General features: G+C 40.5%; 24 protein-coding genes. 19 read left to right on the top strand and 5 right to left on the bottom strand.

Annotated elements, in window-relative coordinates:
- Positions 1–132 precede the first annotated feature (132 nt).
- The 12 genes from V7L95_RS16700 to V7L95_RS16645 all read left to right on the top strand — a co-directional run bounded on the left by V7L95_RS16700 (position 133) and on the right by V7L95_RS16645 (position 11,000).
- On the top strand, positions 133–1,815 hold the full coding sequence (locus V7L95_RS16700) for a formate--tetrahydrofolate ligase (protein ID WP_099496572.1): 1,683 nt from the start codon (positions 133–135) through the stop codon (positions 1,813–1,815).
- Positions 1,816–1,889: 74 nt separating this feature from the next.
- Complete coding sequence (locus tag V7L95_RS16695; protein WP_007500827.1) at positions 1,890–2,372, top strand: glutathione peroxidase; 483 nt, start codon at positions 1,890–1,892, stop codon at positions 2,370–2,372.
- 2 nt (positions 2,373–2,374) lie between these two features.
- Entirely contained in the window at positions 2,375–2,998 is a 624-nt protein-coding gene (locus V7L95_RS16690; RefSeq protein ID WP_340967433.1) for an HD domain-containing protein, read from the top strand.
- Between the two features lie 30 nt (positions 2,999–3,028).
- The gene (locus tag V7L95_RS16685) at positions 3,029–4,168 is read left to right on the top strand and encodes a conserved virulence factor C family protein (RefSeq protein WP_076822105.1); all 1,140 of its coding nucleotides are present in this window, start codon (positions 3,029–3,031) and stop codon (positions 4,166–4,168) included.
- A 310-nt stretch (positions 4,169–4,478) separates the two neighbouring features.
- The gene (gene ilvD, locus V7L95_RS16680) at positions 4,479–6,155 is read left to right on the top strand and encodes a dihydroxy-acid dehydratase (protein ID WP_007500822.1); all 1,677 of its coding nucleotides are present in this window, start codon (positions 4,479–4,481) and stop codon (positions 6,153–6,155) included.
- 81 nt (positions 6,156–6,236) lie between these two features.
- Positions 6,237–6,671, top strand: coding sequence for a BrxA/BrxB family bacilliredoxin (locus V7L95_RS16675; RefSeq protein WP_008346384.1), 435 nt, complete (start codon positions 6,237–6,239; stop codon positions 6,669–6,671).
- A gap of 65 nt (positions 6,672–6,736) precedes the next feature.
- Positions 6,737–7,534, top strand: a complete 798-nt coding sequence (locus V7L95_RS16670; protein ID WP_056704641.1) for a class I SAM-dependent methyltransferase — start codon at positions 6,737–6,739, stop codon at positions 7,532–7,534.
- Positions 7,535–7,800: 266 nt separating this feature from the next.
- On the top strand, positions 7,801–8,418 hold the full coding sequence (locus V7L95_RS16665; protein WP_007500816.1) for a YpjP family protein: 618 nt from the start codon (positions 7,801–7,803) through the stop codon (positions 8,416–8,418).
- An 18-nt stretch (positions 8,419–8,436) separates the two neighbouring features.
- Positions 8,437–8,964: a phosphatidylglycerophosphatase A gene (locus tag V7L95_RS16660; protein WP_008346387.1), complete on the top strand. Its 528-nt coding sequence runs from the start codon at positions 8,437–8,439 to the stop codon at positions 8,962–8,964.
- 113 nt (positions 8,965–9,077) lie between these two features.
- Positions 9,078–9,872, top strand: coding sequence for a thymidylate synthase (locus V7L95_RS16655; RefSeq protein ID WP_008346390.1), 795 nt, complete (start codon positions 9,078–9,080; stop codon positions 9,870–9,872).
- On the top strand, positions 9,869–10,357 hold the full coding sequence (folA, locus tag V7L95_RS16650) for a type 3 dihydrofolate reductase (RefSeq protein ID WP_017359700.1): 489 nt from the start codon (positions 9,869–9,871) through the stop codon (positions 10,355–10,357). The genes V7L95_RS16655 and folA overlap by 4 nt, the downstream gene beginning before the upstream one ends.
- Positions 10,358–10,376: 19 nt before the next feature.
- Complete coding sequence (locus V7L95_RS16645; protein ID WP_340967426.1) at positions 10,377–11,000, top strand: lysophospholipid acyltransferase family protein; 624 nt, start codon at positions 10,377–10,379, stop codon at positions 10,998–11,000.
- A gap of 38 nt (positions 11,001–11,038) precedes the next feature.
- On the opposite strand, the gene V7L95_RS16640 is transcribed toward V7L95_RS16645, so the two are convergent.
- Together V7L95_RS16640 and V7L95_RS16635 are read right to left on the bottom strand one after the other, a co-directional pair.
- Positions 11,039–11,674: a hemolysin III family protein gene (locus V7L95_RS16640; RefSeq protein ID WP_008346394.1), complete on the bottom strand. Its 636-nt coding sequence runs from the start codon at positions 11,672–11,674 to the stop codon at positions 11,039–11,041.
- Positions 11,675–11,687: 13 nt separating this feature from the next.
- Positions 11,688–12,656 carry a sigma 54-interacting transcriptional regulator gene (locus V7L95_RS16635; protein ID WP_340967425.1) on the bottom strand — a complete coding sequence of 323 codons (969 nt, stop codon included), beginning with the start codon at positions 12,654–12,656 and terminating at the stop codon, positions 11,688–11,690.
- A gap of 180 nt (positions 12,657–12,836) precedes the next feature.
- Between V7L95_RS16635 and ilvA the strand changes: the two genes are divergently transcribed.
- The 7 genes from ilvA to ypmT all read left to right on the top strand — a co-directional run bounded on the left by ilvA (position 12,837) and on the right by ypmT (position 17,665).
- Entirely contained in the window at positions 12,837–14,105 is a 1,269-nt protein-coding gene (ilvA, locus tag V7L95_RS16630) for a threonine ammonia-lyase IlvA (protein ID WP_008346398.1), read from the top strand.
- A gap of 36 nt (positions 14,106–14,141) precedes the next feature.
- Positions 14,142–14,393 carry a YpmP family protein gene (locus tag V7L95_RS16625; protein ID WP_008346400.1) on the top strand — a complete coding sequence of 84 codons (252 nt, stop codon included), beginning with the start codon at positions 14,142–14,144 and terminating at the stop codon, positions 14,391–14,393.
- Between the two features lie 187 nt (positions 14,394–14,580).
- Positions 14,581–15,423: a DegV family protein gene (locus V7L95_RS16620; protein WP_017359697.1), complete on the top strand. Its 843-nt coding sequence runs from the start codon at positions 14,581–14,583 to the stop codon at positions 15,421–15,423.
- Positions 15,424–15,445: 22 nt separating this feature from the next.
- A complete protein-coding gene (locus V7L95_RS16615; RefSeq protein WP_007500791.1) occupies positions 15,446–16,036 on the top strand; it encodes a cytochrome c oxidase assembly protein in 591 nt (196 codons plus the stop codon).
- A 69-nt stretch (positions 16,037–16,105) separates the two neighbouring features.
- A complete protein-coding gene (locus V7L95_RS16610; RefSeq protein ID WP_017359696.1) occupies positions 16,106–16,867 on the top strand; it encodes an SGNH/GDSL hydrolase family protein in 762 nt (253 codons plus the stop codon).
- A 9-nt stretch (positions 16,868–16,876) separates the two neighbouring features.
- On the top strand, positions 16,877–17,443 hold the full coding sequence (locus V7L95_RS16605; RefSeq protein WP_007500787.1) for a YpmS family protein: 567 nt from the start codon (positions 16,877–16,879) through the stop codon (positions 17,441–17,443).
- A gap of 24 nt (positions 17,444–17,467) precedes the next feature.
- Positions 17,468–17,665: a protein YpmT gene (gene ypmT / locus V7L95_RS16600; RefSeq protein WP_008346409.1), complete on the top strand. Its 198-nt coding sequence runs from the start codon at positions 17,468–17,470 to the stop codon at positions 17,663–17,665.
- A 188-nt stretch (positions 17,666–17,853) separates the two neighbouring features.
- On the opposite strand, the gene V7L95_RS16595 is transcribed toward ypmT, so the two are convergent.
- The 3 genes from V7L95_RS16595 to V7L95_RS16585 all read right to left on the bottom strand — a co-directional run bounded on the left by V7L95_RS16595 (position 17,854) and on the right by V7L95_RS16585 (position 19,384).
- The gene (locus V7L95_RS16595) at positions 17,854–18,522 is read right to left on the bottom strand and encodes a DUF4397 domain-containing protein (protein WP_286108367.1); all 669 of its coding nucleotides are present in this window, start codon (positions 18,520–18,522) and stop codon (positions 17,854–17,856) included.
- Between the two features lie 117 nt (positions 18,523–18,639).
- Entirely contained in the window at positions 18,640–18,900 is a 261-nt protein-coding gene (locus tag V7L95_RS16590) for a hypothetical protein (protein WP_008346413.1), read from the bottom strand.
- Positions 18,901–18,952: 52 nt separating this feature from the next.
- Entirely contained in the window at positions 18,953–19,384 is a 432-nt protein-coding gene (locus tag V7L95_RS16585) for a MarR family transcriptional regulator (protein WP_007500780.1), read from the bottom strand.
- Between the last annotated feature and the right edge of the window lie 103 nt (positions 19,385–19,487).

Raw genomic sequence — 19,487 nt, 5'->3', positions numbered from 1 at the left:
ACCCCCTGAACCAAAGCTAATTTCACTTCATTATAGGAACTTTCTGGCGATATTTCAATGTTTCAATTATGTTACAATGAAAAATAGAGCAAAAAAGAAAGCTGTTTCTGTCAAAAAAGGAGGCCATTAATCATGATCACAAAGCATTTATCAGATATTGACATTGCCCAAAAGGCAAAGCTGAGACCCATTCAAGACATCGCAGCAAAATTACAAATACATGACGAAGAATTAGAATGCTATGGTTTCACAAAAGCGAAAATATCTTTGACTATTTTTGACCGTTTAAAGGAACAAAAAGAAGGAAATGTGATTCTTGTGACTTCGATCAACCCAACGCCAGCAGGTGAGGGGAAGTCCACCGTAACAGTTGGCCTCGGTCAAGCCTTCGAGAAAATTGGGAAAAAAGCGATTATTGCCATGCGTGAACCTTCACTAGGTCCCACAATGGGTATTAAAGGCGGTGCAGCTGGCGGCGGATATTCACAGGTGTTGCCTATGGAAGAAATCAATCTTCATTTCACAGGGGATTTTCATGCGATTACATCTGCACATAACGCTTTAGCTGCTTTTATTGATAATCATATCCATCACGGAAATGAGCTTGGGATCGACGCACGCCGAATTGTATGGAAACGAGTGTTAGATTTAAACGATCGTGCTCTAAGACAAGTGGTCGTAGGACTTGGCGGTCAATTAAATGGGTACCCTAGAGAAGATGGATTTGATATTACGGTTGCATCCGAAATGATGGCCATCCTCTGTTTAGCAGACGACTTAAACGATCTAAAAAAACGTCTTTCTTCTATTGTTGTTGCCTACAATCAAGAAGGTGAACCGGTCACAGTTGGAAATCTAGGATATGAAGGCGTATTGACCTTGCTTTTAAAAGATGCGCTGAAACCAAACCTTGTTCAAACGATTGAAGGAACTCCAGCCCTTGTTCATGGTGGTCCTTTTGCCAATATTGCACATGGATGCAATAGTTTAATTGCCACAAAAATGGCGGCAAAACTAGCAGATTACGTCGTAACAGAAGCGGGATTTGGTGCAGACCTCGGCGCGGAAAAATTTCTTCACATCAAAACAAGAGCCGGTGATTTTAAACCAGGCGCTGTTGTCATTGTAGCAACTGTCAGGGCGCTAAAAATGCATGGCGGAATGCAGAAAACAGAGCTCAAGGAAGCAAATGCACAGGCTGTATTAGAAGGTATACATAATTTAGAGAAGCATATTGAAACAGTGCAAGCCTTCGGTCTACCATATATCGTTGCAGTGAACCGTTTTATTACCGATACAAAAGAAGAAATTCAAGCAATAGAAAACTGGTGCGAAACGAATGGACATCCAGTCAAAGCGGTCAATGTATGGGAAGAAGGGGGAGCTGGCGGCGTAGCACTTGCCGAAGAGCTCACGACACTCATTGAAAAGAATGAAAACAGCTTTTCTTATTTATATGAGGAGCAAGATTCCATTGAAGAAAAGTTGTCAAAAGTCGCCAAAGTGGTTTATGGTGCAGACGGCGTCAACCTTACATCAAAAGCAAGAAAGCAGCTAGCTGCAATTGAGAAAAATGGCTGGGCCCATTTGCCGGTTTGTATGGCAAAAACGCAATATTCACTATCGGATGATCCGGCTTTAATCGGCAGACCAAAAGGCTTCACCGTTACGATTCGAGAGTTAAAACCATCTGTAGGAGCAGGTTTTATCGTTGCACTAACAGGAAGCATTCTGACCATGCCAGGTCTCCCTAAAAAACCTGCGGCACTTGAGATGGATTTATTAGAAGACGGCAGTGTGACTGGACTCTTTTAGCAGAAAGCATAAAAAGCGATTTTCTAAAAGAAGCATGTTACGATAGGAAAAAGTGAATCCTAGGAGGCTATGAGATGTCAATTTATGATATTCAGGTCAAGACCATTAACGGTCAGGAAAAATCAATGGCAGATTACAAAGGGAAAGTACTGATCATCGTGAACACAGCGAGCAAATGTGGACTGACCCCTCAATTTAAACAATTACAAGAGTTATACGATCAATATCATGAAAAGGGCCTTGAAATTTTAGGATTTCCGTGCAATCAATTTATGAATCAAGAGCCAGAAGGGGAAGAAGCAATTCAAGAATTCTGTTCGTTAAACTATGGTGTGACCTTCCCGATGTTTGCAAAAGTAGATGTCAATGGTGACAATGCGCATCCGCTTTTCAAATACTTAACGAGTCATGCGAAAGGTGTGCTTGGTACAAAAACGGTGAAATGGAATTTTACAAAATTTATCGTTGACCAAAACGGAGAAGTGACTGAACGATTTTCTCCTAAAACACCACCGAAAGAATTAGAAAGCTCCATTATCGCTCTTTTGGAGAAATAAGCATGAATTTGAGTAAGCAGCAAGAACAATTGGAGGCAGCTGCCTCCTTTGTTTCAAAACAGCTAAAGAATGAACCGACTGGACACGATGAAGCTCATATCAATCGTGTGCGCCAGCTTGCCGTCCATATTGCACAACAGGAGGGCGGGTCGCTTTTTGTCATTGAAATGGCAGCGATTATCCATGATGTCATTGATGACAAGCTGTCTAGTGAATGGAAGCTTTCACCGCATGATCTCAAGCAGCAGCTCCTTTTGTGGGAAGTGGACACGCAAGATATTCGCTATATCATGGATATCATTACAACGATGTCTTTTCGTCACCGGCATATGCAGCATAAGCCAGTGACATTAGAAGGGACCATTGTTCAAGATGCAGATCGGCTAGATGCGATAGGTGCAACTGGGATTGCAAGGGTGTTTACATATGCAGGTGCAAAAGGGGAGCCTCACTATACAGAGGGTGCTCACCAAGGCACAGTACTTTTGCATATGCAAGAAAAGCTGCTTCAATTAAAAGACTTGATGAACACACGTGCTGGAAAGCAGCTGGCTCATGAGCGGCATGAGTTTATGTGTCTATTTATTAAGACATGGAAAGAAGAATGCGGCCTTACAGATGAGTAGGGTCTTTATGTGTGTAAGGAGGATGTATAGATGAAAATAACTGCCATAGAACCAACGCCAAGCCCGAATACAATGAAAGTCATTTTGACAGAAGCGCTTGCAGGCGGTAAAAGCAATAACTACAAAAAAGATCAAAAAGACGAAGCGCCAGAGATGATCAAGCGCATTTTAACCATTGAAGGTGTAAAAGGTGTTTACCATGTAGCCGATTTCTTAGCGGTTGAGCGCAATGCGAAATTTGACTGGCAAGGTATTTTACAGCAAGTCAGAGAAGCCTTTGGACAAGAAACAGAAGGTCTTCAGGGAGAATCGCAGTCAGGTGATGACACATTTGGAGAAGTCAAAGTGTTTGTTCAAATGTTTAATGGGATTCCGATGCAGGTGAAGCTGACAGACGGTGAAAGAGAAGAACGATTTGGAATGCCTGAACGTTTCCAGGCAGCGATTTTAAAGCTAAGAAGCAGTTCAGATAATGTTGTATTTGAACGTGTGTGGAAAGAACATGGCGTACGTTTTGGAGAATTTGCTGATATTGGTCAAGAAGTCACAGAAGAGCTGCAAGCTGCATATGACGACGAGCGTTTATCCCGTTTAACAGAGGCAGTGAAAGAAGGTCAAGAGGCTGTAGATAAACAAGTGAACCGAAAAGCATATGATGTGACAGAAGAGATGCTGGGCGATGAAGATTGGAAGAAACGTTTTGCTCATTTAGAGCAAATGCAGCCAGAGAAAAAAGATATACCTGTTTTAATGAAAGCGATGGAGGACCCAAAAACATCGATTCGCAGACAAGCTGTTGTGAATGCTGGCATGATTGAAGATCCAGACATTTTGCCTATTTTGTATAAAGGGCTTGAAGATAAAACAGTGACGGTTAGAAGAACTGCTGGAGATTGTATTTCAGATCTTGGTGATTCTAGTGCGATTGAAGCGATGATCCAAGCCTTAAAGGACCCAAGTAAGCTTGTCCGCTGGCGTGCGGCCATGTTCCTTTATGAAGAAGGTGACGAAACAGCACTAGAAGCTTTAAAAGAAGCGGAGCAGGACCCTGAATTTGAAGTCAGTCTTCAAGTGAAAATGGCCATCGAACGAATTGAGCACGGAGAAGAAGCAAAAGGCTCTGTGTGGAAGCAAATGACAGAAAGTAGAAAAAATGCATCAGAATCATAAGAAAGACGAGCAGGCTGCCAATAAAAGGCAGCTTGTTTTCTGAAAATGGCTTTTTTATTGGCAGAAAAATTTTTTTAGAAAAATTATTTTGAATATTGTTGAAATATGAGAAAAAACTCTATATAGTAGTACCAATATAGAATATTGGAGGTCAGATTTTATGACACAATCCTTGCTGAGCACTTGCTTCAGCAGAGAAATCAGTCACTATCTATTATAGGTGGCTAAATAAACAGAAAATTTGTAAAATAAAATGAACTCAAAATCATACAGTCAACAAGACTAGTAGTATAGGAGGCTTTTTAAACAGATGGCAGAACTTCGCAGTAATATGATTAAACAAGGAATTGACAGAGCACCTCACCGAAGCTTACTAAGAGCAGCTGGGGTAAAAGATGAGGATTTTGGCAAGCCGTTTATTGCCGTATGTAATTCCTATATTGATATTGTCCCAGGGCATGTCCATCTTCAGGAATTCGGAAAAATTGTGAAAGAAGCCATTCGTGAAGCTGGCGGTGTTCCATTTGAATTTAATACAATCGGTGTAGATGATGGTATTGCGATGGGGCATATTGGGATGAGATATTCATTGCCAAGCCGTGAAATCATTGCTGATTCAGTAGAGACCGTGGTGTCTGCACACTGGTTTGATGGCATGGTTTGTATTCCTAACTGTGATAAAATCACGCCAGGTATGATGATGGCTGCCATGCGTGTGAATATCCCAACTGTATTTGTCAGTGGTGGACCGATGGAAGCTGGGAGAACAAGTGATGGCAGAAAAATTTCTCTTTCTTCTGTCTTTGAAGGCGTAGGCGCATACCAATCAGGGAAAATTAATGAAGAGGAATTAAATGAATTAGAGCAATTTGGCTGTCCAACATGCGGATCTTGCTCTGGTATGTTTACAGCCAACTCAATGAACTGTCTAGCAGAGGCGCTTGGGATTGCTCTTCCTGGAAATGGAACCATTCTGGCGACTTCACCAGAACGAAGAGAATTTGCGAAGAAGTCAGCAAAACAATTGATGGAGCTAATCAAAAAAGACATTAAACCACGTGATATTGTCACGGAAAAAGCGATTGATAACGCATTTGCTTTAGATATGGCACTTGGTGGTTCAACCAATACAGTTCTTCATACATTGGCGATTGCAAACGAAGCAGGCGTTGAATATTCACTTGAGCGTATCAATGAAGTCGCAGAACGTGTGCCGCATTTATCGAAACTTGCTCCAGCTTCAGATGTATATATTGAAGATTTACATGAAGCTGGCGGAGTGACCGCTGCACTAAATGAATTGTCCAAAAAAGAGGGGGCTCTTCATTTAGATACCATGACCGTCACAGCGAAAACGTTAGGCGAGAACATTGCAGGTCATGAAGTAAAAGATTATAACGTCATTTATCCAATTGACAAGCCATTTACTGAAAAGGGCGGCTTAGCCGTTTTATTTGGAAACCTTGCGCCAGATGGAGCAATCATTAAAACAGGCGGTGTACAAGACGGCATCACACGTCATGAAGGACCTGCGATCGTATTTGAATCCCAAGAGGAAGCACTTGAAGGAATTATTAATCGAAAAGTAGAAGCAGGACATGTTGTCATTATTCGTTATGAGGGACCTAAAGGCGGTCCAGGTATGCCTGAAATGCTAGCACCAACTTCACAAATTGTTGGAATGGGACTTGGTCCAAAGGTTGCTTTAATTACAGACGGACGATTCTCCGGTGCTTCTCGCGGATTGTCTATTGGACACGTTTCTCCAGAGGCAGCAGAAGGCGGCCCGCTTGCCTTTGTTGAAAATGGTGATCATGTCGTTGTTGATATCGAAAAACGCATTTTAAGCGTAGATGTCCCGGAAGAAGAATGGGAAAAAAGAAAAGCAAACTGGAAAGGCTTTGAGCCAAAAGTAAAAACAGGTTACCTTGCCAGATACTCAAAACTTGTGACATCAGCCAATACAGGCGGAATCATGAAAATTTAATGTGAAATTGATCATTTGAAAATTGGCTCTCTCTATAGTATCCTTTATTCACAACATAAGGATTATAGAGGGGGCTTTTTTATGTCAATGGCATATGAAGAATATATGCGTCAGCTCGTCGTACCAATGCGCCAAGAACTGACAAGTGCAGGGTTTCAAGAATTGACGACTGAAGAAGAAGTAGAAAAAACGATGCAGGAAGCAGAAGGAACAACATTTGTTGTCGTCAATTCCGTATGCGGATGTGCTGCCGGTTTAGCACGCCCTGCTGCTACTCAAGCTGTCATGAAAGCAGAAAAAGCACCAGATCGAATGGTGACGGTCTTTGCTGGTCAGGACCGGGAAGCAACGGCTAAAATGAGAGAATACTTCACAGGTGAGGAGCCATCTTCTCCATCTATGGCACTTTTAAAAGGAAATGAACTCGTTCATTTTATCCCGCGTGACGAAATTGAAGGTCATGAAATGGAAGATATTATGAAGAACGTCTTATCTGCATTTGAAAAACATTGCTAATACAAATGTTGAAATGTCCTGTGATCCATCAGGGCATTTTTTCTTGATTATGATGGAGGAACGTCATGCTCATTACAACAAGCTTTAGAGCAAATGAACAAACAATTGAAACGGCAAAGGCCCTTGCAAAGGACTTGCATGGTGAGTATATCGAGCGGCGCAAACAATCTGTCAAACAGCTTGCGATCAAGCGGGGGGATGTACTCGTTGTTGGGAAAGAACGATTTGAATGGTATCAGCCAAATGGTGAAAAGTTCTTTTTCCATCCAAGCTCAGCGATGTTTAGGGTGAAGCGGGTCCTTCGTGGTGAAAAAGATCCATTAATAGAAGCAGCACAATTAAAGCCGGGCGATTCCTTTTTAGATTGTACGCTTGGGTTAGGATCAGATGCGATTACCGCAAGCTGCGCTACAGGCGCCAATGGAAAAGTGACCGGTATTGAAAAAAATCCGGTGACGGCATTGCTTGTTCGAGAAGGACTCAGCACATGGGAAACGGGTGTGAGAGAGGCAGACGAAGCGATGAAACGGATATCTGTCATCAGCGGGGATAGTATTGAGCAGTTAAAGAAGCTCCCTGATCGATCCTATGATATCGTCTATTTCGACCCAATGTTTGAAGAAACCATACAAGAGTCTGCTAGTATGATGCCGCTTCGTCATGCAGCTGAGCATCATTTTGACCATGAAACCGCTGTGAAAGAAGCAATGAGAGTGGCTAGAAAAAGAGTGGTTTTAAAAGATCATTGGAAAAGCACACGATTTACCACTGATTCCTATCAATTTCAGGTGATCAAACGTAAAACCGCCCAATTCCATTACGGATATATCTCAATAGAAGAAGACAAATCAACAAAACTTTAATCACTCTTAACAATTAAAAAAGCCCTATTTCAGGGCTTTTAATCGGTGATCTCCATATAGACAAAATAAAATAACGTCAGCAAGGAAGCTGTGATGAAAAACCCTTCAAGCATATCCATTCCTCCCAAATTTTAGTCGTCGTTACTGTCATTGTAAACGTTTTATCATGAAAAAGAAAGTCTCAACTCAATGACCAAATTGAATGACTGAAAATTCATTATATGCTAGAATAGCAGTATGATAACTTATGGAAGGAATTAGATATCATGAAAATGTGGATGAGAAAAACGCTTGTTGCACTCTTTACGATTGCGACTTTTGGTTTAATCTCTCCTCCATCGGCTTTGATGACAGACAAGCCATCTGAACTTTCTTCATCTGATAAAGCACCTTATACAGCAGTTTATGATACATCAGATGATACGCGCAGCTGGGAATTATCGCAAGAAGACAACAAAGAGCGGGTAGACCCCTTTGAGCAATATAAGCAAGAGGTTCTATCAAGTGCAGAAAACCAATCCTTTCTCAAATTTGGTCGTAAAATCACACCTGTCATTGAGGACGAGTATAGAGAAGAGATTCAACCAAAAATTGAACAAGTGTTAACCGACTTTTTAACAAATTTCAAAGATGACGAAAAATTTCAAGATGTTGTTTTAACTGATCAACCTTCAAGCGGAAATGGGGAAAAAATCTTCCACATTTATAATAGAAAGACTGGAGAAGATTTGCTTCGTTTTCATGTCAGGAGAGATCAGCCGCCTCACAGCGGATATTGGTTTAATTTTCACTACCATACAGCAGAAGATGGATTCCAGACGCATCATGAACTCGGTAATATTTACTGGGATAAAAACACCCCGCCGAGCTGGATGAGCCACTAGAAGGAGATGTCATGCCAATTGAAAAAGTATACAATGAACGAAATGGTTCGCATTACAAAACAGATGTTAAACGAGCGTGGAGTGAAAATAGAAGATATTGCACACATTGTGCTGAAACTCCAAGAGAAATACAACCCAAATCTTCCACTTAGTGTCTGCATTGAAAATGTTGAAAAAGTGCTGAATAAAAGGGAAATTGTCCACGCAGTTTTGACAGGACTTGCGCTTGATCAGCTGGCAGAAAAAAAGCTTTTGCCAGAACCTTTGCAGCATTTAGTTGAAACAGATGAACCGCTATATGGAATTGATGAGATTATTCCGCTTTCCATTGTCAATGTATATGGATCAATCGGTTTGACCAACTTCGGTTATCTAGACAAAGAGAAATTTGGTATTATTAGAGAATTAGATGAAGGTCGTCCTGGTGAAGTACACACCTTCCTTGATGACCTTGTCGCTGCGCTTGCCGCCGCCGCCGCAAGTCGCATAGCTCACTCTCACCAAGATATTAAGGACGAAGAGCAGGATCGAGTGAATCAAGCATAAAAAGAAAAACATGTCTGCTCATCTTGCAGACATGTTTTTTTGGTTTCAATTGGTTTCAACAAAAGCAGAAATAAGGTAAACTACAACAAGAACATAAATAAAGGATGAAAAAAATGAAACAATACAAAGAGTTATGCCGTCATGTATTACAGCACGGGGATGAAAAAGGTGACAGAACAGGAACAGGCACTATCAGCACGTTCGGTTACCAAATGAGATTTGATTTACAGGAAGGGTTTCCTTTATTAACAACAAAGAAATTACACCTGAAATCAATCATTCATGAGTTACTGTGGTTTTTAAAAGGTGATACAAATGTCAAATATCTTCAAGAAAATGGTGTCCGTATTTGGAATGAATGGGCAGATGAAAATGGAGAGCTAGGGCGTGTGTATGGTGCGCAGTGGAGATCATGGGCGAGCGGAGACGGAGAGACAGTAGATCAGATCAGCAGACTGATCCATGATATTGAGAATCATCCTAATTCGAGAAGATTGATTGTCAGTGCGTGGAATCCAGGAGAGATTGATCAGATGGCGCTGCCTCCTTGTCATTGCTTGTTTCAATTTTACGTATCAAACGGTAAATTATCGTGCCAGCTCTATCAACGTTCGGCAGATATCTTTTTAGGTGTGCCTTTTAATATTGCTTCGTATGCACTACTAACGATGATGATTGCCAAAGTGACAAACCTTGAGCCAGGAGAGTTTATTCATACGCTAGGAGATGCTCATATTTATCAAAATCATCTTCCGCAGGTCAAAATGCAGTTAGAGCGTGAGGAGCGCACACTTCCGCAGCTTCGCATCACTAGAGATGTCAAAAGTATTTTTGATTTTACGTTTGATGATTTTGTGCTTGAGAACTATGATCCACATCCGCATATTAAAGGAGAAGTCAGTGTATGATTTCCATGATAGTGGCGACAGGAAAAGACAGAGTCATTGGCAAAGATAATCAAATGCCTTGGCATTTACCCGCTGATTTAGCGTATTTTAAAAAAGTCACAAGTGGTCATACCATTGTCATGGGTAGAAAAACGTTTGAATCAATTGGACGAGCACTGCCTAACCGCCGGAATATCGTGTTGACCACAAGTTCTTCTTTTCAAGCTGAAGGATGCGAGGTAGTCCATTCAATCGATGATATTTTAACCATTGCGAAGACCGAGGAAGAATTATTGATCATTGGCGGGTCTAAGCTGTATGAGGAAATGATGCCATACGCAGATCGTCTATATATCACGCACATTCATCATTCATTTGAAGGCGACCGTTTCTTCCCTTATTACGATGAAGATCATTGGACGGTTGTATCACGTGAAAAAGGCCATCGTGACGAAAAAAACCCCTACAATTATGAATTTGTCGTCTATGACAGAAAAGAAGGATAAGTGAGTAGGAGGAGTACGGTTGTTTCGTTATTGGTTTTTAACGATTTATGTTGTTGTATCCTTTTTTAAAAGTATAAGGCATTTGTATGATCATGAATTAACGGATCCACGCATTTCCTATACGAAACGAATGCATCTCATCCATGAGCATGCAAAAAGGTTTGCCAGAGGGTGTATTGATCAATCAGGATCGGTCATGACCATTCATCAGCAAAAAAGGCTGCCAGATGGCCCTGTTATTTATGTCACAGAAGCACATCATCCAGTGACGACGACATTGCTGATTGGTCACTTAGAGAAGCCATTTGCTTTTATGGCAAAACCGCATCTGTTTCGCTATCCCATCTTAAAACAATGGTTGAAGAAGATGGCGGTGATCAAGCAGAATCAATCTGATGAGGCGTTATTAGAAGAAGCAAGAGAAAGAGTTCTATCTGGCCAGAGTCTGTTGCTTTCTGAACAGTATCGTGTCATGGCAGAAACGCTTGCTGAAGAGTGTAACTGCCCACTTGTTCCGGTTGAAACAAGCGGCACAGACCGTCTTTTAACAGGGAAGATCGTCAAAAGACTTCGTCCAGTTAATGTCGATATCCATATAAAAGCACCGGTCAAGATGAGTGATTACGCACAAAAGCGTGCATAGAAAAAACCAGCATCCGAATGTGGATGCTGGTTTTTTAATCATGCTGGGATGTTGACGCAATAAAATAGAATGCAGAAGAACATGGATGCACTTCCACCGAGAACAAAGCTGTGCCAAATCGCATGATGATAGGGAATTTTCCGCCAAATATAAAAGATCGTTCCGACTGAATACAAAATACCGCCTAATAGTAAGAGGCTGAATCCAGCTCCTGTTAATTGAATGTACAGAGGTTTAATTGCGATGATAATCATCCAGCCCATTAATAAATAAACAAGGGTGGATACAATGATAAACCGTTTGACGAAAAAGATCTTAAAGACGATACCGCCTGCAGCGAGCGCCCATACGATTGCAAGAAGAGTATAGCCAAGTGCGCCTTTTAATGGGCCAAGCAAAAATGGCGTATATGTACCAGCAATCAATACATAAATCGCAGAGTGGTCAAGGATTTCAAATACATCTTTTGTTTTTTTGTGCCGAATGCTATGAAGCAAAGTAGAGCTTAAATAAAGCAGCAGCATCGACGCGCCAAATATCGAAAAGCTAATAATGTCAGTGACAGTGCCGTATTGAACAGCGAATAAAACGAGAAAAACAATGGCGGGAATGGATAAAATGACGCCAATGCCATGTGTAATCGCGTTGGCAATTTCTTCTTTTACAGTAAACAATGGATGTCCTCCTTTATTGAACCGGTATATAACCATCAAGCGACTTCAGAAATGAGAGACCTTCAAGTGTAATCTTCGTTCCAGCTCTGCCTTTCCCTTTTGTCACATAGGCTTTTTTCTCAAGATCATCTAATCGACTCCTGACTTGCTGAGGGGTCAGCGGGATGTCGCCTTGTTTGCTTAACTCAGACAAGATACGTCTGCTGGCTGCTTCTCCTTTTTCATTTAGAGACTTAATGGCTTCGAGTAAGAAAACAAATTCTTGTTTCTCCATAAGCGTGAGCTGGTGTTCTTCTTTTTTTCCTTTACCAGCTGTTTGTTGAGGTAATAATACAAAAGGTGGCAAGTGATGCAAGAAAACTGTTTGCCCTTCGAGAATTGCGGCTGCATAATGAACGATATTTTTGAGCTCCTGGACATTCCCTTCAAACGAATATTGCTGTAAGACTTCCCACACACTTGAGTCGATGTCAGGCGTCATGTTCAGTTCCTGAAAGAAAGAAGCGGTTAAAATAGGAATATCTGTTTTTCGATCTTCTAAGGGCGGGAGAGGGATATGAAGCACATTGAGCCGATAAAACAGCTCAGGTAAAAAACTGGACGAAACGCTCATCGCCTCTAATGATAAAGACGAAGAAGCAATGATTTTTGTTGCAGGAGAAACTTCGAGAAAACGAATGACCTGATGCTGCATAGGAATACTAAGTGCGCTGACTTCGTCTAAATAAATCAAATGATTTGCCGTATGAGTAAATGCTTCCTGCAAAGTCTCTTCATCTACAATGGGGCAGTAGATATGTTTCATCGAAGCCTGCGCAGCAAATGAATGGGCCATTTCTTGTGCAAAGCGTGATTTGCCTGTTCCAATTTCTCCTGTGATCAACACAGGCTGATCGTTTTTCGTGAATTGTTTTGCCAAATGAATGGCGTGTTTTATATCTTGGTGTTCTCCATATATATTAGCAAACGGATGTGTGGTCATCGAGCGATTCCTTTCTTTTGGTTCTAATTGGTTTTATTATAACACCCAATTAGAACAAATGTATAGAAAAACGAAAAAGTTCATGAAATTTATCTCCGATCCATGATCTATTGGTTTATTTTTTGAATATTCATGTTATAATGACAAATTAAATAAGGTTAAAGAGAAAGGATCTTGTACATGAAACCGTTGCTCAAAGAAAACACGCTAATTCAAGTGAAAGACATCTTAAAAGCCCATCAAAATTTGAAGGATGTAGTGATTCATACACCACTTCAAAAAAATGAGCGACTTTCTGAACGATATGAATGTAATGTCTACTTAAAAAGAGAGGACCTGCAAGTTGTTCGTTCTTTTAAATTAAGAGGCGCTTTTAATAAAATGAGCCAGTTGCCAAAAGAAAAACTAGAAAACGGCATTGTTTGTGCCAGTGCAGGAAATCACGCACAAGGCGTTGCCTATTCTTGCAAATATTTAGGTATCCACGGGAAAATCTTTATGCCTGCTACCACACCAAGGCAAAAAGTATCTCAAGTGGAGCTTTTCGGAAAAGAATATGTTGACATTATCTTAACCGGAGATACCTTTGATGATTCGTATCATGAAGCAGTCAAATGCGGAGATAAGGAAAAGCGGGAATTTATCCATCCATTTGATGATTTAGATGTCATGGCAGGACAAGGAACAACTGCTGTAGAAATATTAAATGATATCGAAGTGGAGCCTCACTTTTTATTTGCAAGTGTTGGGGGCGGAGGTTTGTTATCTGGCGTTGGCACGTATATGAAAAATATCGCACCAGAAACAGAAATTATTGCAGTCGAGCCGCTTGGTGCCGCCTCACTTCATGCTTCCCACGAGAAAGGGGAGGTTGTCACACTTGATTCAATAGATAAGTTTGTAGATGGAGCAGCGGTTCAGCGGATTGGCGAAAAGACGTTTACGTCGCTTCAGTCTGTTGTCGATAAGATTAGTCTTGTACCAGAAGGAAAAGTATGTACAACCATTTTAGAGCTGTATAATCAATGTGCAATTGTAGCTGAGCCAGCGGGTGCGTTACCGATCGCGGCTTTAGATGCACATCGTGAGGAGATTAAAGGGAAAAATGTCGTTTGTATTGTCAGCGGAGGCAATAATGACATTGGCCGAATGCAAGAAATCAAGGAACGCTCCATGATTTATGAAGGACTCCAGCATTATTTCATCGTTAATTTTCCGCAAAGAGCAGGTGCTCTCAGGGAATTTTTGGATGAAGTGTTAGGGCCAAATGATGATATCTCACGCTTTGAATATACGAAAAAAAATAACCGAAGCAAAGGACCTGCGCTTGTTGGGATCGAATTGAAAGAAAGAGATGACTATGCAGCGCTGATTGACCGAATGAATAAAAAAGGCTTCCACTATGTTGAAGTGAATAAAGATCAAGATTTATTCCACCTATTTATTTAGGCTTAACAGATAATTGGAAAAGAGGATTGATCGTTTGTGCTGCTCAAAACAATATGTTTTAGACGGATGGATGGAGCTCAGATCAAGGTAACAGAAGTCCCTGTTTTAAAGGGAGATGAATCCTATGGTTTCATGCTCACCTTTAGACTTGAAGCTTTCTTGAAAAAAGTCTATGTATCTAAGGGAAAGAGGCATGTGTACTCTTTCAGGGAGGATGTGAAACGTAACGTCAAGTGGAGCACATATGAACAGATCTACCAAGAGCCTACACTAAAACACAATGCGTAAATTGGAATCTTTGCCAAAGAGAGTGAGCGGCCATTTTCAAATGGGGGCTACTCATCTTGGCAAGGATTTTTTACATGAAAAGAAGAAAATGTGACAATTTCAAAAACGTTCTGACAGTTGTTTTCAAGTATGCACGAAATAAGGTAATATCATATGTAAAGACTAAGACAGCAAGGATGAGACGATAGTGAAACAAATTAAAATTGTAACAGATTCAACTGTGGACCTTCCGCAAGAAAAAATCAATGATCTTTCCATTCATGTCATTCCGCTCAATATTTCCATTTCTGGGGTTGATTATATTGACCGAGTGAACATACAGCCAGATGAATTTATTGAAAAAATGGAGGCCGCTGAGGAACTGCCGAAAACGTCTCAACCTGCGATCGGTCAATTCGTCGAATTATATGAAAAACTGACGGCAGATGGAAGCGAAGTCATTAGTATCCATTTGACTGGTGGGATGAGTGGTACGGTTCAAACTGCTGAAAGCGCTTCTAAAATGGTAGACGGAAATATCACTGTCATCGATTCGAATTTTATTTCCTATGGTTTAGGGTTTCAAGTCACCAAAGCAGCAGAGCTTGCAAAAAAAGGGGCAAGCCGTGATGACATCCTCAAAGAAATGGACAAAATTCGTCTTAAAACAAAGCTATTTGTCACAATCGATACATTAGAAAATCTCGTGAAAGGTGGACGAATTGGAAGAGGAAAGGCGCTGATCGGTTCACTTCTTCATATTAAACCAATTGCCAGCTTAACAGACGGCATATACACACCAGAAGCGAATGTGAGAAGTTACTCCGCTCTTGTCCGCTATTTGACAAAACAGTATGTACAGGCAGTGAAAGGGAAAACCGTTCAGGCCATTGGGATCGCACATGCAGACGCATTAGAACTTGCAGAAAAGCTTAAAGCAGCACTGCTTGATCACACACCTGATGCACTAGTTGACATCGCTTATACAACACCGATTATTTCCTGTCATACTGGTAAGGGCGCTATAGGCTTTACTTTTTATACCGATTGATTGAAAAGGGGATGTAATGGTCATGTATACAAAAAGGGGAGCCTTATTTGGTGCGCTTACGATCATAAGCGTGCTTCTTTTAGTCTCATGTTCAAATGGACAAATCAAGGATGCGTTAAATTATCAAATCCAGCCGTTTGAGTATCAAAACCAGGATGGTCAAAAGGTGTCGCTCGACGATTTAAAGGGGAAAGTCTGGGTGGCAGATTTTATTTTCACAAGCTGTGAAACGATTTGCCCGCCGATGACGGCACATATGACTGAGCTACAAAAACGGTTAAAAGAAGAAAAATTGGATGCGCACATCATTTCATTTAGCGTCGACCCAGAGGTGGATTCACCGAAAAAGCTAAAGGAATTTGCAAAAGCATATCCATTATCCTTTAAGAATTGGGATTTTCTCACTGGTTACTCGCAGTCAGCGATTGAAAAATTTGCAATGAAAAGCTTTAAGACGATTGTGAAAAAACCTGAAGACGAAGACCAAGTGATACATCAATCTCTGTTTTTCCTCGTTGATCAAGAAGGAAAAGTGATGAAAAACTATGATGGTGTTCAAAATACGCCATATGATGAAATCATCAAGGACATCAAAACACTGAATCGAAGCTAGCATAAGGATGTTCAAATGAGCGAAAACATGATACACTTTTTTAATCAGAAAAAGGAGGGACATCATCGTTTGAAGGCTCGTTTGATTTTGATTGTGATGTCTCTAGCTTTTGTTCTTTCTGCATGTTCCGCGCAAGAGGCTGGCATAAAGGATAAACTAGAAGACACACAAAACGTAAAAGAACATATTACGATCGCAGCGGTTGGAGATTCCTTAACAGAAGGAATCGGAGATCAAAATAAAAAAGGGTATGCCGGCATCACCCGTGACAAGATAGAAGCGGTGGACGGTGTACAGTCTGTTACATTAAAAAACTATGCCATTAAAGGCAGTAGAACGGTAGATTTATTAAAAAGATTAAAAGAAAAAAAAGTGCAGGATGGACTGAAAGACGCTGATTATATTTTCTTTACGATCGGCGGAAATGACTTAATGCATGTCGTCCGACAAAATGTGCTCAACTTGACATTTGCTCCTTTTCAAAAAGAGCAAGGTCCTTTTGAAGAGCGTTTTAAGACCATTCTTGCTCAATTAAGAGAGCATAATGACCATGCAAAGATCATGTATGTCAGTATGTACAATCCTTTTAAATTCAGCTTGTCTGAGCTGAGAGATATTGATGAGGTCGTCAAAGACTGGAATGCTGCTGCCGAAAAAGAACTAAAAAAAGACGGCAATGCTGATATGATCGATGTAGCAGATTTATTTGAAGATGATAAAGATGAAAAATTACTGGCAGATGATGATTTCCACCCAAACCAAAAGGGGTACTCTCTTATGGCAAATCGTTTATTCTCAGAAGTGAAAAAAGAAGGACTGCCGAAGGAATAGGGTGAAAAGATGAAAAAATGGAAGAGTTTATTTTTTATTTTACTGTCAATTAATCTATTAATTGTTCTTGTATGCGGTATTTTTATGCTGCTGCCGAGCGATCAATCCGCTTCGAAAAAAGAAGTGAACAGCGAGTATGCTTTTAACATTTCTAGTTCAAAAGAGTCGCTCACCAGCTTTGTCAATGATTATTTGAAAAACCAAGGATCAAGCGATATGCCCGACTTTCATGTTGCGATTGACCAAGATGTGAAAGTAACAGGTGCAATCAAAGCTTTTTCTTCAACGATTAATGCAAATGTATCATTTACACCAACTGTTGAAGATAACGGGGATGTTCTGCTGAAAGTAGATGACTTTTCAATTGGACAATTAAGCATCCCAATCAGTTTTGTTTTAAGCTACATGGGTCAATTCTATGAACTGCCTGATTTCGTTCATGTGAAACCAGACCAAAAAACGGTGGAAGTGCGCCTTTCAGAAATGCCGCTGACGAATGATATGTATGTCAAAGCGAACAAAATTGATCTTGAGAATGATGAAATTGAATTCTCATATTATCATCCAAAGCAATAGAACGTGTAAGTCAGGAGTGAAACGATGAAGCGAGTCTATCAATATTTTAGTTTACTGTCGCTCTTATTTGCTGCATACTTTGGCATGACAGCTGCCTCTCATTTGAAAGCAGAAAATATCGACCAGTTTTACTTAAATATCGCCTATTGTGCATTATTTTTAGGTACCATGATTCTTGCTTTTGATTTTCAAAAACAAGAAAAAGCTGAAGATGTCTCGTAAATAGCCTTTTCCATTTGGAAAGGCTATTTATCTTATTTTCAGCGTGATTGAAAATCTTTGCATTCTAGGAAGGACGAGTACCGGCGCAGAGTGAATGTGACATTCGTGAGCACCGGCACGCAGGACTGACACCGAATGCGAGGGTTTGTCTACACGCTAAGAGCCTTTTCCATTTGGAAAGGCTCTTTTTACATTTGGTGAGACAAGACGACTTTTGCCATTAGCTCTGGCTCTCCGTTTGCAAATCCATGAAGTAAAATAAGATAGGCCCGCTTTGTTTGCAGGTGAACTTTCGGAATATCAAGCAGTACACTTTGAGTACCGGCAGCTTTTAATTCAAAGTGATACTTATTCGGAGAGAAGTGGTGGGTTTGGGTGCCGTTCACATATCCGAGCTCCTTTGATAACATGCCTTGATCTCGTTCATATATATCAATGAAAGGGAGGTCTGGTGACAGCTGGATAAACGTGAGTGCTGATAGCTCATCTTGCTTAATCAGCGAGTCTTGCTTTTCTGTGAGCAGCGCAAAGCCGGTACGAGCTCCCGTGATACATAGCGTGTAAGTCTCGTTTCCATTAATCATCATACGAGAAGAAAGAATTCTTTCTTTTGTAGCCAGCTTGAATACTTCTATCTCATAAACACCCTCATCCCATTCCATATAAGCAGACAGCTGACCGTATGGCAGCTTTTTTTGGATTGGCTGCTGATTTACAAATACAGCAAGCTCACTTAAATCCGGTGCAGCGTGAAATAATCGAATAACAGCTTTGGAAATGGTGTTTCTCGGATGGTATGGGGGGAAGGTAGCTAATGGACGATATTGAAATTGATTCATCTCGTAGAGCTGCTGCACGTCTTTATCCCTTCTTTCTCTGCAATGTGTTTTTTGTAGCGTATGCAAGAAAGGGACGATCTGTATAGGCAAAAGAAACATAGAAAAAAGCCTGACAAAAAGTGTCAGGCTCTCGTATTAAGAAGGAGATGAATATTGATGATATTCAGCCAGCTTAATGAACGTTTTTTCATCCTCAATTAATCCGCAAACGCCGCACTGGACTTTGATTTTCGGTCCTTGATAGTTCATGTGAAAAGGAGAAAGCTGATCTCCTTCATATGTTTCGACAATAGCTCCAGTTGCTGGATCAAGTTTCACAGGTTCTGAATGCTGCTCGATGAGATTAAAACGCGTTCTGTTGGTTTTGCAGTTCGGACAAAGATATGGACTTGTCATGGTTCATTCCACCTTTTTATCCGTAGCATGTCCTCCACGCTAAAATCTATGCTTAATCCTTTTGACTTTTATCCAGCTTTTTAAATAATTTGATCATCGTTTTCAGTTCTTCATCATCAAATGATTCAAATCGTTCCATGAAGTATTCTGTTTTCTTTTTCTCAAAATGCTCAGTAATTTCCTTACCCTTATCGGTTAAGTGGATTTTGATGATGCGTCGATCCTCTTTTGAACGGATACGAGTGATCCAGCCTTTTTCTACAAGTGTGTCGGTTACAGCTGTAATATGGCTTGCTGATACACCGAGAATTGAAGCGAATTCCGTTACTTTTTTTGCGCCTTGTTCACGCAGCAGATTTAAAATGAGAAATTCATTCCGAGATAATTCGTTTTCAAGCAGGCTGTTAATTTCATAACGTATTTGCTTAAATACGGTTCTCAGTAAAGTATCCATTTCATACATCATTTGTTTTCTTTGTTCCAATCATTAAACCCCCATTATATTTTAAGATACGACAGAATGCTTTCTTTTGTTTTTAGGTATACAAGTCGTATCATTTTCATTATTTTTTATCATGTTATAATAT

Source organism: Bacillus sp. PPSBB_11 (genome assembly GCF_038023285.1).
Lineage (GTDB): Bacteria > Bacillota > Bacilli > Bacillales > Bacillaceae > Bacillus > Bacillus altitudinis.
This window is presented reverse-complemented; position numbering and strand designations above follow the sequence as displayed.

Coding starts and splice junctions, on each gene's coding strand:
- V7L95_RS16670 (WP_056704641.1), top strand. CDS start 6,737: ATGCTCATTACAACAAGCTTTAGAGCAAATGAACAAACAATTGAAACG.
- V7L95_RS16605 (WP_007500787.1), top strand. CDS start 16,877: ATGAAAAAATGGAAGAGTTTATTTTTTATTTTACTGTCAATTAATCTA.
- V7L95_RS16590 (WP_008346413.1), bottom strand. CDS start 18,900: ATGACAAGTCCATATCTTTGTCCGAACTGCAAAACCAACAGAACGCGT.
- V7L95_RS16675 (WP_008346384.1), top strand. CDS start 6,237: ATGTCAATGGCATATGAAGAATATATGCGTCAGCTCGTCGTACCAATG.
- V7L95_RS16655 (WP_008346390.1), top strand. CDS start 9,078: ATGAAACAATACAAAGAGTTATGCCGTCATGTATTACAGCACGGGGAT.
- V7L95_RS16615 (WP_007500791.1), top strand. CDS start 15,446: ATGTATACAAAAAGGGGAGCCTTATTTGGTGCGCTTACGATCATAAGC.
- V7L95_RS16690 (WP_340967433.1), top strand. CDS start 2,375: ATGAATTTGAGTAAGCAGCAAGAACAATTGGAGGCAGCTGCCTCCTTT.
- ypmT (WP_008346409.1), top strand. CDS start 17,468: ATGAAGCGAGTCTATCAATATTTTAGTTTACTGTCGCTCTTATTTGCT.
- V7L95_RS16685 (WP_076822105.1), top strand. CDS start 3,029: ATGAAAATAACTGCCATAGAACCAACGCCAAGCCCGAATACAATGAAA.
- V7L95_RS16695 (WP_007500827.1), top strand. CDS start 1,890: ATGTCAATTTATGATATTCAGGTCAAGACCATTAACGGTCAGGAAAAA.
- ilvA (WP_008346398.1), top strand. CDS start 12,837: ATGAAACCGTTGCTCAAAGAAAACACGCTAATTCAAGTGAAAGACATC.
- V7L95_RS16635 (WP_340967425.1), bottom strand. CDS start 12,656: ATGACCACACATCCGTTTGCTAATATATATGGAGAACACCAAGATATA.
- ilvD (WP_007500822.1), top strand. CDS start 4,479: ATGGCAGAACTTCGCAGTAATATGATTAAACAAGGAATTGACAGAGCA.
- folA (WP_017359700.1), top strand. CDS start 9,869: ATGATTTCCATGATAGTGGCGACAGGAAAAGACAGAGTCATTGGCAAA.
- V7L95_RS16700 (WP_099496572.1), top strand. CDS start 133: ATGATCACAAAGCATTTATCAGATATTGACATTGCCCAAAAGGCAAAG.
- V7L95_RS16665 (WP_007500816.1), top strand. CDS start 7,801: ATGAAAATGTGGATGAGAAAAACGCTTGTTGCACTCTTTACGATTGCG.